General features: G+C 66.5%; 12 protein-coding genes and 1 tRNA gene. 6 read left to right on the top strand and 7 right to left on the bottom strand.

The genetic code is table 11. The annotated features are described in order from the left end of the window. Positions 1-53: 53 nt before the first annotated feature. Positions 54-1,535, bottom strand: a complete 1,482-nt coding sequence (locus ITJ60_RS11810; RefSeq protein WP_194648070.1) for a hypothetical protein — start codon at positions 1,533-1,535, stop codon at positions 54-56. Positions 1,536-1,605: 70 nt separating this feature from the next. On the opposite strand from ITJ60_RS11810, the gene ITJ60_RS11805 reads away from it, so the two are divergent. The 3 genes from ITJ60_RS11805 (at position 1,606) to ITJ60_RS11795 (ending at position 3,263) form a co-directional block, all read left to right on the top strand. After that, the gene (locus tag ITJ60_RS11805) at positions 1,606-2,436 is read left to right on the top strand and encodes an endonuclease/exonuclease/phosphatase family protein (protein ID WP_194648069.1); all 831 of its coding nucleotides are present in this window, start codon (positions 1,606-1,608) and stop codon (positions 2,434-2,436) included. Next, entirely contained in the window at positions 2,433-3,014 is a 582-nt protein-coding gene (locus ITJ60_RS11800) for a hypothetical protein (RefSeq protein ID WP_194648068.1), read from the top strand. Before ITJ60_RS11805 ends, ITJ60_RS11800 begins: the two co-directional genes overlap by 4 nt. A 175-nt stretch (positions 3,015-3,189) precedes the next feature. Further along, positions 3,190-3,263: transfer RNA gene (locus tag ITJ60_RS11795), tRNA-Pro, on the top strand. Positions 3,264-3,365: 102 nt separating this feature from the next. On the opposite strand, the gene ITJ60_RS11790 is transcribed toward ITJ60_RS11795, so the two are convergent. From ITJ60_RS11790 to ITJ60_RS11780, 3 genes are read right to left on the bottom strand one after another with little or no spacing between them, the layout of a single operon-like run. After that, positions 3,366-5,438, bottom strand: a complete 2,073-nt coding sequence (locus ITJ60_RS11790; RefSeq protein ID WP_194648067.1) for a hypothetical protein — start codon at positions 5,436-5,438, stop codon at positions 3,366-3,368. After that, positions 5,435-6,502, bottom strand: a complete 1,068-nt coding sequence (locus tag ITJ60_RS11785) for a tyrosine-type recombinase/integrase (RefSeq protein WP_194648066.1) — start codon at positions 6,500-6,502, stop codon at positions 5,435-5,437. Before ITJ60_RS11785 ends, ITJ60_RS11790 begins: the two co-directional genes overlap by 4 nt. Before the next feature lie 40 nt (positions 6,503-6,542). Beyond that, on the bottom strand, positions 6,543-7,403 hold the full coding sequence (locus tag ITJ60_RS11780) for a hypothetical protein (RefSeq protein WP_194648065.1): 861 nt from the start codon (positions 7,401-7,403) through the stop codon (positions 6,543-6,545). Between the two features lie 952 nt (positions 7,404-8,355). Here ITJ60_RS11780 and ITJ60_RS11775 point away from each other — a divergent pair. Further along, on the top strand, positions 8,356-8,790 hold the full coding sequence (locus ITJ60_RS11775) for a hypothetical protein (RefSeq protein WP_194648064.1): 435 nt from the start codon (positions 8,356-8,358) through the stop codon (positions 8,788-8,790). 664 nt (positions 8,791-9,454) lie between these two features. Here the strand turns inward: ITJ60_RS11775 and ITJ60_RS11770 are convergent. Beyond that, a protein-coding gene (locus ITJ60_RS11770; protein ID WP_194648063.1) for an IS3 family transposase occupies positions 9,455-10,617 on the bottom strand; the annotation gives its coding sequence in 2 pieces (ribosomal slippage) (positions 9,455-10,338 and positions 10,338-10,617; 1,164 coding nt in all). 298 nt (positions 10,618-10,915) lie between these two features. Here ITJ60_RS11770 and ITJ60_RS11765 point away from each other — a divergent pair. Beyond that, entirely contained in the window at positions 10,916-13,513 is a 2,598-nt protein-coding gene (locus tag ITJ60_RS11765; protein WP_194648062.1) for an AAA family ATPase, read from the top strand. A gap of 56 nt (positions 13,514-13,569) precedes the next feature. On the opposite strand, the gene ITJ60_RS11760 is transcribed toward ITJ60_RS11765, so the two are convergent. Continuing rightward, a complete protein-coding gene (locus ITJ60_RS11760) occupies positions 13,570-13,737 on the bottom strand; it encodes a hypothetical protein (RefSeq protein ID WP_194648061.1) in 168 nt (55 codons plus the stop codon). Positions 13,738-14,017: 280 nt separating this feature from the next. Beyond that, complete coding sequence (locus tag ITJ60_RS11755; RefSeq protein ID WP_194648060.1) at positions 14,018-14,587, bottom strand: TetR/AcrR family transcriptional regulator; 570 nt, start codon at positions 14,585-14,587, stop codon at positions 14,018-14,020. Positions 14,588-14,704: 117 nt separating this feature from the next. Here ITJ60_RS11755 and ITJ60_RS11750 point away from each other — a divergent pair, with 117 nt between their 5' ends. Further along, entirely contained in the window at positions 14,705-15,370 is a 666-nt protein-coding gene (locus ITJ60_RS11750) for an SDR family NAD(P)-dependent oxidoreductase (protein WP_194648059.1), read from the top strand. The last annotated feature ends 56 nt before the right edge of the window (positions 15,371-15,426 follow it).

Raw genomic sequence — 15,426 nt, 5'->3', positions numbered from 1 at the left:
CCGACGAAAGCCGACCCGCGCCTCCCGACTGTGGACAACGCGACGGAACGCGCTTACTGGTAGGTGACCAACGACGGCGTCGGCTGCACGTCCGCCATCGTCTGCCCGGGCGTCAGCATGGGCGTGTCCTCGTCGTAGAAGTTCTTCCAGCCCCAGTGCAGGCCCTCCGGAGCGCCCTCGTGCAGCGCCTTCCACGTGGCCTGCTTGTCCGGCTGCGATCCCTGCCCGTCGACGTGCACGAGCATGTCGAGCTCCGGATGGGTCTTCAGCGCCGACCGGTCCTGGATCATCGAGAGCCGGAACTGGTGCAGCACGAGGGCCTTCGGCGGCAGCCCCTCCTTCTTGACGAGCGACGCCAGCCACGAGGACACCTCGTTCACCTCGGACGCCGACACGCGGCCGATCTGCTGCAGCGGCACCTGGTCCTTCGTCAGCCGCCACTCCGGGTCGAGGGCGAGCCAGACGCCGGGCTTCTTCAGCAGCGACTCGTACTTCTTCGCCTGCGACAGGAAGTCCGAGCGCCCCGGCTGCAGGTCGATGATCACGGGCATGTCGGCGTCGTGCGCGGCGTCGACGTAGGGCTCGAGCGTCGACACCGGCAGCTCGGTCGAGTAGTCGCCGTCCGCCCCGGCGTCCCCCGCGGCGACGGTCGCGATGACCTCCATCGCAGGCGTCACGAGCTCGTCGGACTCGGCCCGGTACGGCTTCGCGACCTGCTCGGCACGCTGGACGGTGGCCTCCGGCCCCTGCTCGCCGAGCACACCGAGCGCCGGCGCCCCGGGAGCCCCGTACAGCGCCACGTAGCGGTGCCCGTCGAACGGCCGCTGGCCGCCGTTCCGCAGCTGGTAGCCGCCCTCGGCCGCCCGAACCGTCCACTCCGGGTCCTGCAGCGCGTCGAACGCGGCCCCGACCAGGACCGTCTGGTGCTGCTTCCGCTCGTGCAGCGCCGTCACCACGTCGGGCGCGGCAGCCGGGTCGGTCACGCCCTTCGGCATGGTCACCACCTTCGCACCGGCGGCCTTGGCGGTCGCCACGGCCGCAGCGTCCGCGCTCGCGTCCGCCACCACCACCGTGGCCTGCCGGGAGGCCCGGGTCGACTCCGGCGCGTCGCCGTCCTCGGGCGCCTTCCGCTGTTCGACGTCCGTGTCGACCGACACGTCGCCCTCGGCCTGGTACCAGTCGGCCCCGAGCCGGTCGAGCTCGCCCGCGACGGCAGCGCCACCCTTCGCGCCCTTCGCGGTCAGCAGCACCGGGACGTGGGCGCTCGCCGCGGCCTTAGCTGCATCGGAGATCGCGTCGGCATCACCGGCCGTCGCCACGATCGCGCCGGGAGCACTCGCGAACAGGGCCGTGCTCACCCGCACCGACCGAGCCGCGGCGGCGGAGGCGTCGGCGACCGTGACCGTCCCCGCCGTGGCCTTCGCGAGGGTCGGGCGGCTCGTGTCCGGCCCGCTCGACGTGCACCCGGCGGCTCCGAGCAGCAGTCCGGAGACGGCGATCGCGACGAGGACACGAGGGGTGGAACGAGAACGCATCGGGCCACCCTACGAGCCACGCGGAGAGGTCCCTGGGAATCCGACGGGTGTCGTCTCGTAGAAGGGAGGCATGCCCCACCACCCCGACGACCACCCGCTCATCGGAGCCGTCCGGTCGCCCGAGGTCCACTGCATGACCCTCAACGTGCGGCGCCGCGTGCCACGACCGTCCGCGCACCCGGACGCCTGGGAGCGTCGCCGCGATGCCATCACCGCGCTCGTCACGTCCGAAGCGCCCACCGTCCTCGCCGTCCAGGAGGCCCTCCCCACGCAGGCAGACGACCTCACGGCCGGCCTCGGGTCGGGTTGGGAGCCCGTCCTGGTCGGGCGCGGCGCGCGCGGCGGTGGGGAGCAGGTCGGGCTCTTCCTGGACCGCTCCCGCCTCGACGTCGTCGAGCAGCGCACCTGGGCGCTGTCCCGCACGCCGAGCCGTCCGGGATCCCGCTCGTGGGCCACGTCCTTCCCCCGGCACGCCGTCGGCGCCGTCGTCGACGACCGCGCGACCGGCGTCCGCTTCCTGGCCATCGCGACGCACCTCGACGTCGCCTCGCCGTGGGCCCGACTGCGGTCCGCCGAACTCCTCGGCCGGATCGTGCGACAGCGCGGCCTGCCCGCCGTCGTGATGGCTGACTGGAACAGTCCGGCAGGGTCCGCACCATGGCGAGCACTGGCGGACGCTGGTGTCGTCGACAGCTGGGGACGGGCCTCCAGGCAGACGGGCGAGCCGTACGGGACGTACCCGCACTACGGGAGTCCGCGTGTCGGTGGCCGGCGCATCGACGGCGTGCTGGTGACGCCGGACGCGACCGTCGACCGGGTGGCCGTGTCGAACCGGCGGCCGGGCGGCGTGTGGCCCTCTGACCACGCGGCCGTGCACGCGGTCGTGCGGTGGGCGTCGTGATCCGGGCGCTCGGGCCGACGTTCCTGCGGCCGAAGTTCCTGGTGGCCGACGTCGTTCGTGCCCTGACGCTCGTGAGCCTGGTCGTCGCGAGCATCGGGTGGGGCGGGACCGCGCTGCCGGTGATGGCACTGTCGTTGCTCGGGGTCGTGGTGCCGCGGATGCTCGGACTGCGGCCCGCCTTCGACCTGGCGGTGTGCGTGCTCGTGCTCCTCGCGGGGTGGTCGAGCGTGCTCGAGTGGTACACGAGCGTGTTCCTGTGGGACAAGTTCATGCACGTCGTGCTCACCGGGCTGCTCGCGGCGGTGCTGTACGTCATCGGTGCCGACCTGCGCGCGGTGCCGGCGCCGGACGGGGAGCGCCGGGTGGTCGTCGCGATCCTCGGGTTGTGCGCGGGGCTCGCGATCGGGGCGGCGTGGGAGATGGGGGAGTGGCTCGGGCACAACTTCGTCGACTCGGCGATCTACGTCGGGTACGACGACACCATCGGTGACCTGGCGGCGGACGGGGCCGGCGGGTTGCTCGTCGGGCTCGGGTTGCCGTGGTTGGCGGCGCGGCGTGAGGTGGTGCGGGCGGGGTGAGGTCTCGCCCGGGGTGATCGTGTCGTTCGGGTTGTTCGGGCGGCTCTGGTTGCTTGCTCGGTCCGACTCGCCGTGGCGCGGAGGGGGTCTGGCGTCCGCTATGCTGGACCGGTCGCTCGCGCTCCGGTCGGACGTGGGCGAGGGTCCTCCGGGATCCTGAGTTCTCCGGAACTCGCGGGCTGTGGCGCAGCTTGGTAGCGCACTTGACTGGGGGTCAAGGGGTCGCAGGTTCAAATCCTGTCAGCCCGACCGAAGGGGTGTCTTAAGAACTGTCTTAAGAACCCAACAATGAGGAGAGGCCCGCAGCCGGTTGGCTGCGGGCCTATCCTCGTTGTTCTGGGTCTTGTGGGCTCAGCCCTGCTTTGTAGCTCCCTCCCGAGCTCGCGGCGATCGACTGGTGTTGGCCGCGGCTGCCTTGGCTTCCTTCTCTCGCCGCTCCTTGGCTCGCGCCTGACGGACCTCGAGGTCCGGAACACCACCAGGACGCGTGCCGGTGTACTCGTTGAAGAACTCGCGGTCTCGACGTCGCTGAATCTGCGGCCTCCTCGGCGGTCGGCTTTCAGCCGCTCGGCGGTCTGCGATCTCCTTCGCCTTGAGGAAGTCACAGATCTGCTTGATGTTGAGTGCGACCAGCAGGAACGTCAGGAACACGTACCCGGACGCGAACCCCCGTGACTGCCGGTTGAGGTGGACGTGCAGGGATCCGTACTTCGGTGCTTTGAGCATCGAGTTGCTGTTCTCGACCATGTTCCGGGCGTAGCCGTGGAAGTCGGACCATTCGCGGGACTTGTAGCGCAATGCCTGCGAGAGCGGTGGCAGGTTCTCCTTCGGGAACTTGACGGAGTCCTGGCAGCAGATGAGGGGCAGGTCATCGCCGACGGGGTAGCCGGGCTCGCTCGGGTCCACTTCGTCCATCGTCAGCAGCTTGGCCTCTGAGACGCGCGCTCGGGCCTTCTTCAGCGGGCACTTGACGCGGGGGCTGTCGCCGGATGCTGGGCACATCATGGTGACGCTGCCGTCCGGGTTGGGGCGTGCCTTCGGGCGCACCTCCCAATTCTCCCGCTCATCAATGCGTGCACGGTAGGTGACCTCGTCGATGCCTCCGTCCTTGACGTGCCGGCTGGCCATCTGGAGCGAAATGGGCATGGCGGGGCAGTAGGCGGCGCTCTCAATGAAGATCGCTCCGGCGAACCCGCCGCGCGGACCGAGACGGTCGTCCCGCCATTCGGTACTGGCCTCCCAGCCGATCTCTCGGATCGGGTCGTAGAGCCGTTCGGGCTTGGCATTGGCGAAGTACTCCATGTCGGCATCTGCGATGCCCGGGAGGTGCCCGGCCCGCACGATCTGCTGGAGGACGAACGCGGCAGCCTCGACGTTCCCGCTGCCGGGAATGCTCAGGGTCGCGCCGAGGATGAGCTGCGGAGCCTTGCACCGGTCGTCGGGCTTGAGGAACACGCGACGGGCGAGGGTGGCGTTCCATCCCCAGAGGTACGCCGTCTCGGTTTCGTACTGCGCCATCTGGCCCGGAGGTGCGTCGATGCGCTTGGGCGTCTCGACGACCTTCCATGCGGCGTAGGGCGAGACCGGGCCGGAGCGTGGCTTTCCGGCTGCAGACAAGACCTTGTCTTTCTTGATGCGCGCCGCGATCTTCTCCTTGTTGTGCGACATCCCGGTCGTCAGCGGAGACGACATGTGGGTCCCGTCGAAGCTGACATCGACCTCCTTGCGTTCCGGGGCGTTCCGGATGGCGCGAGGCTGGAGGAAGAACGACATGTTGAGGAACCGGGCCATGAACTCGGCAAGACGCGCCATGCCGATTGCTTCCCGCTCCTTGTCGAGGTTCTCCATAGTCGCGGCGTTCTCCTCGACCGTCTTTGCCGTGTAGCGGTCTTCTCCGAGGTGCGGGTCGACGATCGCGATGAAGCGTCGGTGGGCGTTGCCGACGTTCTGCTGCCAGTTCTCGACCTTCATGAGGGACTTCTTGCTGCTCGGCTTGGGGAGACCGAGTTCTTCGCGGGCCCCGTTGGTCAGCATGCCGAAGAAGACGGACCCGAGCTGAAGGAGCAGCTGGGGCTGACCTGCAGTCGTGACGAGCATCCACCCGATCAGCAGGTTCTCGATGGAGATCAGTGCTGGCGCGCCTCCGTTCGACTCCCGGAAACCTTCTTCGTGTCGCCAGATGGCGTACGCGTCGACGACGCCGGTCGCCTTAAGCCGGGCTTTGGCGAGCCGGATTGCTTTGCGGTTGAAGACCGCGAACCCTGAACGGGTGTCGGCGATCTCGTGCTCGCGCAGGCGGATCTTCCGGAAAGCCTTCTCCTTCGCGATGTCGTACAGGGAGCTCTCGTCGACCGTGGACTTCTTGCGGCCGTCGGTCTCGAAGAACCGCATCGCGTCGCCGTTGGTGATGCCGTGGCCGCTCATCGGGTCGCTCCCGCGGGACCGGCGATCGCGTCGAGCCAGCCGTCGATGTTCGCTGAGGTGGCGTGGGCGAAGTAGTCGGTGATCGAGGTGAGCGAGGAGAAGCCAGCGATCTCCGCGACGACATCGAGTGGGACGTGTGCGTTGAGGAGACTGACGATCCAGCCGGAACGAAGACGGATCGGGGTCAGTCGAACCGGCCCGGGGTTGGCGGTGAGGAACGATTGGATAGGTCGCGGCGCGTACTCCTCGAACTCGTAGCCGTGGAACAGGAGATCCTCGTCGGTGGTGAGCGCCTGGTCGAGCGTACGAACCCACTGGTCCTTCACCGGCACGTTGCGTTCGGCTGCGCCGCGGACTGTCACCCACCGGCGGTCGCTGTCAGTCGTGATGTCGCTCCTTCGGACAGCGATGATCTCGGCCGGGGTCAGACCGGCGCCGGCACCGAGCGCGAGCAAAGCGGCGCCGTTCCGTCGTGCCTGTGCAGTCGGCAGCGCGACCTGCCACGAGTGCAGCTGAGCCATCTCCGCGCTCGTGTACGGCGCCAGGCGCACCGATGCCGGCGGGGCGAGGCGGCTGGTGCGTTCTCCGGTGAGCCGGGTAGTGACTGCGCCGAGGTGCCGTGTCGTGTCGAAGCGGTACGCGTGGGAGTGGTTGGCGAGGACGGTGTTGACGTAGAGGGAGATGGTGGAGTCGCGGAAGATGCGCTCGGGGGTGAGGTCGCAGCCGGTTCGCGTCCACCGCCATGACGTCAGACCGGACACCATGGACAGCAGGCGACGCGCGTTGTCGTAGGTGGTCGGGGACATGGCGCGGACGACGTCGCGGACGAAGGGTCCGACGTGGTCGTAGGTGCCGCGGTTGATGATGGGCCTGTACTTCTCGATGGCGTCGTCGATCTTCTGAGCGAGGACGGGCTGGACAGTTTCGTTGCGCTCTTGGCGCTTGCCGTTGTTGATCACGCACTGGCTATGCGGGCTGCATCCGGCCAGCCGGGCGAAATCCTCCCGATCCGCACCGTTCCGCGGATCGATCGGCGTGTCGCGGCACCGCACGATCTCAGGCAACGCGACGACGGGGCCGCGTTTGGGTCCCGTTCCGGGGTCGTTAGGGGAGCGGAAGGAAGACGCGGTAACGGTCGAGCGACGCGTAGGTGTGAAGCCCGGATTCGGCGAGCAGCGTGTCGACGGGAGTGTTGCGTTCGAGCCGCCAGCACAGCCAGGTCGAGCGCATCCTCGCCGGGCGGATGTCGAGGTCGGTGGCGGTACGGCGAACGAAATCGGCAACCTGACCGGAGCTCGTGCCGGTGCGGCCGGGGCGGAACGCACAATCATCTGGTGCCAGGTCGGCGAGTTGTTGCCGGAGCACTGGTCGCCATCCTTCTTCGACCGGTACGGAGCGACGACGTGCGTCACGGACGCGAACGGAAGTGCCGTCCACACTGACATCTCTGCGGTGCACGTCGAGGAGCTCACGTGTCGCAAGGCCAGCACCGAGCCCGAGCGCAAGCAACACCGCAGCGTCTCGTCGCGCAGCGTACGTTCCGCGGGTGCGTGACCACGAGTACAGCTCTGCGCGCTGCTTGGAGTCGTACGGCGGAGTCGGCGTTGACCGGCCTATTCCGTTGAGCGGTGCCGGCTCGATAACAGGTGCGACGACTTCGCTGACTCGTAAGAGCTTCCCGCGGAGTGTGTTCTTCGTTCCCCGGCTCATGCCGGTCATGCCGTTGAGGACATAGCTCTCGATCCTGCTTCGCCGGAACATCTTCGCCCGGTCGAGGTCCAGTCCTTTTGTTTGCCAGCACCAGAGGACGAAGGGCGTGACGAACGGGTACAGGCTGCGCGGGTTCACGTCGAGAGCGGCCGCGACGTCGTCGACGAGCGCGGTGAGGAACGGACCGATCGTGTCCCACCAAGGCAACGCGAGCAGCGGCGTGTACGGGGCGGCGGGACGTGAGGGGGAGGGCACGAGCGAACCTCTCAAAGGGGCGGGGACGTCGAAACGCTAGTGATCCGCTAGCTCGAAGTCGTCCCGTTTTTGGCCTCGACCCGCTCGACGCACAGCGCGGCTCCCAACACGTCGCTGATCCGCGCATAGCAGTCCCGAGACCGACCTGCGGTCTCGGAAAGGACCGCCGTGCCGACCCGGAACCCCCAACTGTCCCGACTTCACGAGCACTGGGCCACAATCGCTAACACCCCAGCAAGCCAGCTCACCCCGGACCAACGCCGGAGCCTTGACTTCTACCTCGCTGACGTCGGCAAGGACCCGATACCCACACCATCCGTCGAGCGCTGGGTCACGATGGTCCACCAACTTGACGCCTTCGTGACCCAGAACAGTCGGCTGCCTCTCGCGAGCGCAGTTCGTCCCCGACCAAGAACCGCAGAACAGCGGCTGGTCGACCGGCTCGCGTACCAGCGCCGAGCTTCTACGCGAGCAGGAATGACGGAGTACCAACGCTCCCGCCTGGAAGTGCTGCCCGGGTTCCTCTGGCGCCCACAAGCCGGTACCTGGCAGTCGTGGCTCGAAGCCCACCAACGGTTCTGGGAAGACGAACAACGGCCGCCGCGTCGCCGCTCATCTGATCCCGCCGAAGCCTCCATCGCACGTTGGGTTGCTCACCAACGTGCCCTCGCGAAGGCCGGCACCCTTCCAAGACCTCGAGAACAAGCACTCCGCAGCGCCGCGTACAGAATTCTGTAGCGCCGGAAGTAGCGTGGCAGCGAACGCGAAATGCTCCCCACGCCAACACGCAACCGCACTCAGGGAACTACGTCGTCAACCGCACCGGGCTAGCTTGCTACCGGCGGCTCAGATGCCAAGGCGGATAGAGAAGGCGCACCCGACTCGAACTGCGCCCGACAAAGCCGCGCGAACGAGCAAACCGACTCGACGGCCGGTCCCGTAGGATGATCGTGTGCAAGAAGACCCTGATCTGAGCAATTCCGTACCCTCCTCGCCTGAGGTTACTCAATTGGAGCCCGCGGCTTCTGTGACGGGGCAAAGGATGCTCGGCAAGTTTGAGAACGGATCCCTCGCTGACCTCAGTCGGGTCGTCATCGATCGACTCAACGTCCTCAACGCTCGCCTCAACATCGGCCTTCCAACAATCAGCACCGACGGCGAGTACACCATCCTGCTGTGGGAGCCAAACGGGTACGACTTCGATCCGGACTCCATCCGGTTGTTCGTTCGCAACTCCGATGCTGCAATCCTCGACGCAGGCGCTGGCGAGGACTGCTGGGAGAGCACGCACGAAGATCCGCGCGTGAAGGATCTGCTCACGGAGTTCGGCCGGCCGGCCGAAGAACCTGTTCCGGATTTCTACACGAATCCCGAACTGTACAAGTGACTTGGCGCCTAACAATCCGCGCTCGCTCGACTGTTTGAGCCTGGCGCTCCGACGCCCGGCGATGACCGTTGGTGCTGCGTAGAGCCTCCTGACACCCGTCTGTGTGACGGTGCAGCTGAATCGCTGCCGTTGAGACTGCTGCGTTCGGCTTGGGGTGAACACCACCACGGTGGCGTTCCACGGCATGTTCTCGCGGTCCGCAAGGGCGCTTCGAAGGCTGCTTTTGTTGTCATCCGCCAGCTAACTTGTCCGACTGCTACTTAGCGTGTCTGAAATACGGAGATGGACACGTTGTTTGGCAGCGCGAACGGGTTGAGCCGACCGCAGGGCGACTGAGCCTTCGTTGGTCCCGAGGCGTCCGTAAGGCGGGGGTGATTTGCGAAGGTTCGCGGACCACCCATGTGAGACAGAGTTGGTCTGGACGCAGGGGGTAGGATTCGGCGTCGTCTGCGGGCAACCGTCAGCCGACTGGAGGACCGTCTACTGAACCAGCTCTAGGGCGACTGGATGCAGCACAAGCGGCTGGGCACGTGCACTACGACGATGTGGGCATCCGTGGCGCCGTGCTGTTGGCGACCGAAAGCGGACGCGCTCAATGTGGCGCCGTGATTAAAGGGGAACGGTGGTCGGTCGGGACTGCTGCAGGATTGGTTGACTCGTTCGTTTAGGCCGCGAGTGCGACCTGTGGGTTGATGATGGTCTCGTACTCGATCGGCGTCAACTTCCCCAGACCTCGCTGGCGTCGTTTCCGGTGGTAGGTCGCTTCGATCCAGGTGATGATCGCGAGCCGGAGCTCTTCCCGGGTCGCCCAACGTTTCCGGTTCAGCACGTTCTTCTGCAGCAGCGCGAAGAACGACTCCATCGCCGCGTTATCCGCGCACGCACCGACTCTCCCCATCGATCCGAGCAGGCCAGCACCATTCAGCGCGCGGACGAATTTCTTCGACCGGAATTGGCTCCCTCGATCTGAGTGGACAACCGTCCCGGCTGGGCTCCGGCGCTGCACTGCCATCTGCAGGGCCGCGACGGCGAGCGAGGACCGCATCCGATCACTGATCGAGTAGCCGACGATGCGCCGGGAGCAGGCGTCCTTGACCGCGCAGAGGTAGAGCTTGCCCTCACCAGTCGGATGCTCCGTGATGTCCGTCAACCAGAGCCGATCCAGATCCGGCGCCGTGAACGCACGTCGGACCCGATCGTCGTGCACCGGCGGCCCGGCCTTGCGGTGCAGGCCCCGCTTCTTCGCGTGCAGCGACCACAGCCGCTGCTGCGAGCACAACCGCCACACTCGCCGCTCGGACACCCGGTGGCCGGCAGCATGAAGGTCGTCGGCGATGAACCGGTACCCGAAGGTCGGGTCGTCGCGGTGCGCGTCGAAGGCTGCGTTGGTCAGGTGCGCGTCCTCCCAGTCCCGCTGAGAAACCGGGTCGGCGCGCCACCGATAGAAGGCCTGCTTCGAGAAACCCAGCACCCGGCAGGTCACCGCGACGGGGACACCATCGGCGGCGAGTTCGAGGACCAGCGGGTAAATCATTTTGGGAGTTGCGACTGGGCGAAGTACGCCGCTGCCCGGCGGAGGATCTCGTTCTCCTGCTCGAGCAGCCGGATCCGTTTCTGCGCGTCCCGCAGCTCGGCCTGCTCAATCGCCTTCACGGATGGCGACGCAGCAGCAGGGGCGCCGTCATCACGGTCCGCGAGACGCAACCAGCGGGCCAGGCAGGACTCGGACACACCGATGTCCTTCGCGACCTGCCGCACCGACGTCTCGCCCTTCCGGGCGACCGCGATCACGTCACGGCGGAACTCTTCCGGATACGCCTTCACCATGGCGCACATCCTTCCAGCAGGAGCCGATGCCCCTACCCGTCAGGAGTCAACCGAACCTGCAGCAGTCCCGAGCGACAGCGTCGCCGCCGAGGCGCACCTGATGGTGCGGTCGGAGTCTGGTGTGTAACCGCATTGGGCGCGGCATCGTCGACCGTGTCGGACCACATGGCTAGCGTTGGGACAACGGATGAGCGCCCGCTGCGGCGCAGAGGAGATCGTGAGCAGGTCATGAGGGACACGATCGGCGCGGGCCGTCAAGACCGATCACTGCTGATACGCCGCGGGAGGGCTGCGCCTGATGACTACACCGACTGAAGCCGAAGTGGCGGAGTCGACTGAGCCAGCCGAGTTCATTGATCCGCGGGCACAACTCGCCGAGTGGGCGAACGCCAACGACGAGTGGGTGCGCTTGCTTGTCGCCGAAGTGATCGCCACCGGACGCCCGGTCGGAGCCTCCGTGGTCGACAAGGCCTACCTGCTGTTCCGACAGGAGAAAGCGCTCGACAAGCGGGAGCTTCCGGTCGTTCCACTGCTCAACATCGAGGCTCGCCAGGACGAGTCGGCACCGCCGCTGTCGCTGACCCGGCTCTCCGAGGTACGTGGTGTCAACGCGCTGGTGGCGGGTGTAGCGATCGAGCCCCACGAGGGCCTGACGATCCTCTATGGGGAGAACGGAACTGGCAAGACGGGCTACTCCCGCATCTTCAAGGCTCTGGCCAACAGCCGTACCGCGGACACGATCCTCGGCAACATCGATGCCGACACCTCGGAAGCACAGTCCGCCAAACTTGAATTCAAGCTCGGCGACGACGCTCAGACTCTGATTTGGACGGGCGAACTTGGGGTGTCGCCTTTCACGCGCATGTCGATCTTCGACAGCCCCGCCGTGCGCACCCACGTCGACGAGGACCTTGACTACGTCTACACCCCGGCCTCGCTGGCCCTGTTCAAGGACGTCGCGACTGCGATCCAGGCAGTAGCAGCTCAGATTGATGCGGCGATTTCTGAGCTTGGTTCGAGCGGCTCGGCACTGCTCTCCAGGTTCCAGCGCGGATCGACCATCTATCCGCTGATCGAGACCCTCGGTGCTTCCACCGAGCTTGCCGACCTCAAGGCCAAGGCCAAGAGCGGGGATGACGTCGATCAAGAGCTCGATGCTTTGACCCAGGGCGTTGCGGCCCTGCGCGCCAACACCATGGGTGCCCAGATAACCGGCTTCAAGAGCGAGCAGCGAGTTCTGTCAGAGGCAGCGACCGCGGCCGAAGCTCTACTGGGCTTCGAGCAGGCCAAGTACAACGACGCACTGGCGACGCGCGCGCAGCTCACGACCGATCTCGAGACGTTCCGCCGCGAGCTTTTCGCGGCCGCGGACCTGCCTGCTGAGCCCGACGACACCTGGAACGACTTCATCGAGGCCGGCGAGACGTACCGCCAGCATCTCGTCGAGGTTGAGGCGCACGATGCAGACCGCTGCCTCTATTGCCGCCAGCCTCTGCTCGATCCGGCGCGTGATCTGCTCACTCGCTACTCGACGTACCTTGAGGACAAGATCTCTGCCGACATCCGTATCACCGACACCACGCTCGATGGCTACAGGCGGCAAGCTGCCGCGCTCCAAGGCAACGAGATGGCGTCGTTCATCCAGCAATACAAGGACGCCGATCCAAGCGAGCGCCCGACCTACTTCACTCAGGTTCAAGCGATCGAAGGCGCACGAAGCGCCGCCGCCACGGCAGTGGCCGCCAGCCAACCAGCCAGCATCGAGATCGCCGATCTCGTGGCCAAGCCTCGCGCCGAGGTCGACACTGCGCTGACCACCGTGGGCAACAGCATCACGGACCTAGAGACCTTGCAGAAGGGCCGAACCGAGGCGCTGGCTGAAAGGCAATCAGAGCTGCTCGAACTCAAGGACGCCATCGAGTTGGGTAAGTCCTGGGCGGTGGTCGAGACGCAGGTCAAAAGCGCCAAGGAGGCCGATCGCCGCAAGACGCTCAAGCGCCCGCTGCCTGGCCTCGGCCGCTCCGTGACCGCGCTCGCCAAGACCGCCAGCGACCAGCTGATCAACCAGAGCTTTGATGCGCTGTTCCTCGAGGAGTGCGAAGCCCTCCGTACCCCGTCCCTCAAGGTCCAGTTCGTCGGGCGAGAGGGCAAGGCGCAGCGCCGCAAGGTGCTGAGCGGTAAGCACAAGCCGTCCAAGGTGCTGTCCGAGGGCGAACAGAAAGTCTTAGCGCTCGCAGATTTCCTCGCCGAGGCTCGCCTCGCAGGCATCACGGCGCCTGTCATCTTCGACGACCCGGTATCCAGCCTCGACCACCGTCGGATCAAGGAAGTTGCCCAGCGCATCGCCCGCCTGGCCGACGACAACCAGGTCATCGTCTTCACCCACGACATCCTGTTCGCCACGACGCTCCTCGCCCTGTTCGAGAAGTCCAAGCGGTGCGCCTACTTCCAGATCACTGACGAGAGCGGCAAGGGCAAGGTGTCCCGCGCCACAGGACCGCGCATCGACTCCTTGAACGCGATCAAGGGTCGGATTAACAGCACCATCCAAGCCGCCAAGCAGTTGGACGGTGAAGCCCGGGATGCGCTGGTCCACACCGGCTACAGCCATCTTCGTTCCTGGTGCGAGGTCTTCACGGAGGACGAGCTGCTCAAGGGCGTGACCCGCCGGTATCAGGCCAACGTCCAGATGACGACGCTCGGCAACATCAACGTCGACAAGCTCGGCGAGATCATCCCGAAGGTCAGCGAGATCTTCGAGGAAGCCTGCCGGTACATCGACGCCCACTCCCAAGCCCTCATCACTCAGGGCGTCAGCCCTACTCTCGCCGGACTCGAACAACACTGGGCCGAGCTTCAGGAGCTCAAGAAGCTGAACGAAGGCAAGGCGGCGTGAGCCTGTTGATATTCATATAGCGGGAGGGCCGCTCTGATTCCCGGAAGGTGCGCTTGCTACAGATACGCCGCCGCACGACGTCGCACCTTGAATTCCTGCTCGAGGAGACGGTTGCGCTGACGCAACTCGCGGATCTCAGCATCTCGACCACCCAGCAGCGGCGCACCGGTGTCAACGGCTGTCTTCTCGGCGCCCGAGCGGGCGAGCCACTTCGTGAGTGTCATCGGGTGGACCCGAAGTCGCCAGCAATGCACTTGATCGACACGCCGGGCTCGCGGTTCTCCGCGACACGCACCACGTCATTGCGGAACTCCTTCAGATATGGCTTGGGCACGATCGCAACCTTCCGGGCCCACCGTCCCGGGAAAGCCAGATCAGATGTCACCTATCCGTGCAGCAGACCCGACTCCTAGTTTTCCCTCTGTGAGGCACTCGGTTTCGCCATTGCGCTAGCGATACGGAGGCGGCTTTGCCGGTGGTGCGGACGCGAGGCTCGTCGCGGAGTCAGCCCTGGACGGTCCAGGCAGCGGAGATGCTCCGGTCGACGACACGGCGCCACCCGTCCGGAGCGGCAGGGTCATGGCTGGCCATCCCGGCCATCCACAAGACGGTCATCAGGTCCTCGGTGGTGAAGTCCGCAGTGAGTACGCCGGCGGCGTGTGCGTTGGCGACGAGTTCCGCTCCGAGCGCCATCGATCGTTCGCATGCGTTGATGAGGAGCACGGCGTCGGGGTAGCGCCGCAGCATCGCGTCGTTCATCGCCGGGTCGCTTCGTTGGAGGTCGATCATCTCGGCGATGAAGGTCTCCAACTGCGCGCGCGGAGTGTCCTGGGCTAGTGTCCGTTCCCGCAGGGTTCGGAGCTTCGCCCCCGCGATGTCGGGCACGACTGCGTCGATGAGGTCCTCGCGCGATCCGATGCGGTTGTAGAGCGTCCCGATGCTCACCCCGGCCTCGCGCGCGATGTCCTCCAGTGGCGCAGAGAGCCCTCGCTTTGAGAAGACGGCGATGGCGGCAGCGCGGAGCTTCTCGACGTTCGCCTGCGCGTCTCGACGCAGACGGGGTGGGGTGCTCACAGCGACTCCGAAGGATCTTGAGGGCGGTCTCAACATATGCTGCAGTGGATTTGAGGACGTTCTCAACTTACCGCACCAGCTTGCAGGGCCCGGCGGTGGGCCACGAAAGGACACATCATGCCCCTCATCACCATCATCGGCGCGGGACCCGGACTGGGTCTCGAGATCGCTCGCGCCTTCGGGAAGAAGGGCTTCGACGTCGCGCTCGTTGCCCGCAGCCAGGCGAAGGTGGATGCCCTGGCGAGTGCGCTCGTCGCGGAGGGCATCCAGGCTCGCGGGTTCACCGCCGACGTCAGCGAGCCCGACACGATCCGAGGCGCACTCCGGTCGATCCGGGAGTCGCTCGGTCCGATCGACGTCCTCGAGTACTCGCCGGCGGATCGGGCACTGGAGTCGGTCGATGCCGTGGATGTGACGATGGACAACCTGCAGCCACAGATCGACTTCTACCTCGGTGGCGCCATCGCGGCCGTCGGTGCGGTGCTGCCCGACATGATCGCCGCCGGCACAGGCACGGTCCTCGTGACGACCGGTGGTGGTGCGCTCGCCCGGACTCCGGTCCGCGGGAACGTCAACATCGCAGCCGCAGGGCTCCGGAACTGGATCCTCAACCTCGGTGCCGCCGTCGCGGAGAAGGGTGTCTACGTCGGTTTCGTCGCGATCACCGCCCTGATCGGAGGTGGGCGACCGGATGCGGAGCCCGCGGTCATCGCGCAGGCGTACGTGAAGCTCCATGACGAGCGGCGGGACGCCGAACTGCACTACGTCGCCTACGACGGCTGACGACACACCCGTCCGGGCCGGCCGGCCCGGACGGGTGGCTGCCGCGAACTCTGCAT

This window comes from Curtobacterium sp. VKM Ac-2884 (assembly GCF_015350945.1).
Classification (GTDB): Bacteria; Actinomycetota; Actinomycetes; order Actinomycetales; family Microbacteriaceae; genus Curtobacterium.
This window is presented reverse-complemented; position numbering and strand designations above follow the sequence as displayed.

Bases quoted from the DNA above. Each gene is read 5' to 3' on its own strand.
- ITJ60_RS11760 (WP_194648061.1), bottom strand. From the start codon at position 13,737: ATGACACTCACGAAGTGGCTCGCCCGCTCGGGCGCCGAGAAGACAGCC.
- ITJ60_RS11805 (WP_194648069.1), top strand. From the start codon at position 1,606: ATGCCCCACCACCCCGACGACCACCCGCTCATCGGAGCCGTCCGGTCG.
- ITJ60_RS11810 (WP_194648070.1), bottom strand. From the start codon at position 1,535: ATGCGTTCTCGTTCCACCCCTCGTGTCCTCGTCGCGATCGCCGTCTCC.
- ITJ60_RS11750 (WP_194648059.1), top strand. From the start codon at position 14,705: ATGCCCCTCATCACCATCATCGGCGCGGGACCCGGACTGGGTCTCGAG.
- ITJ60_RS11790 (WP_194648067.1), bottom strand. From the start codon at position 5,438: ATGAGCGGCCACGGCATCACCAACGGCGACGCGATGCGGTTCTTCGAG.
- ITJ60_RS11765 (WP_194648062.1), top strand. From the start codon at position 10,916: ATGACTACACCGACTGAAGCCGAAGTGGCGGAGTCGACTGAGCCAGCC.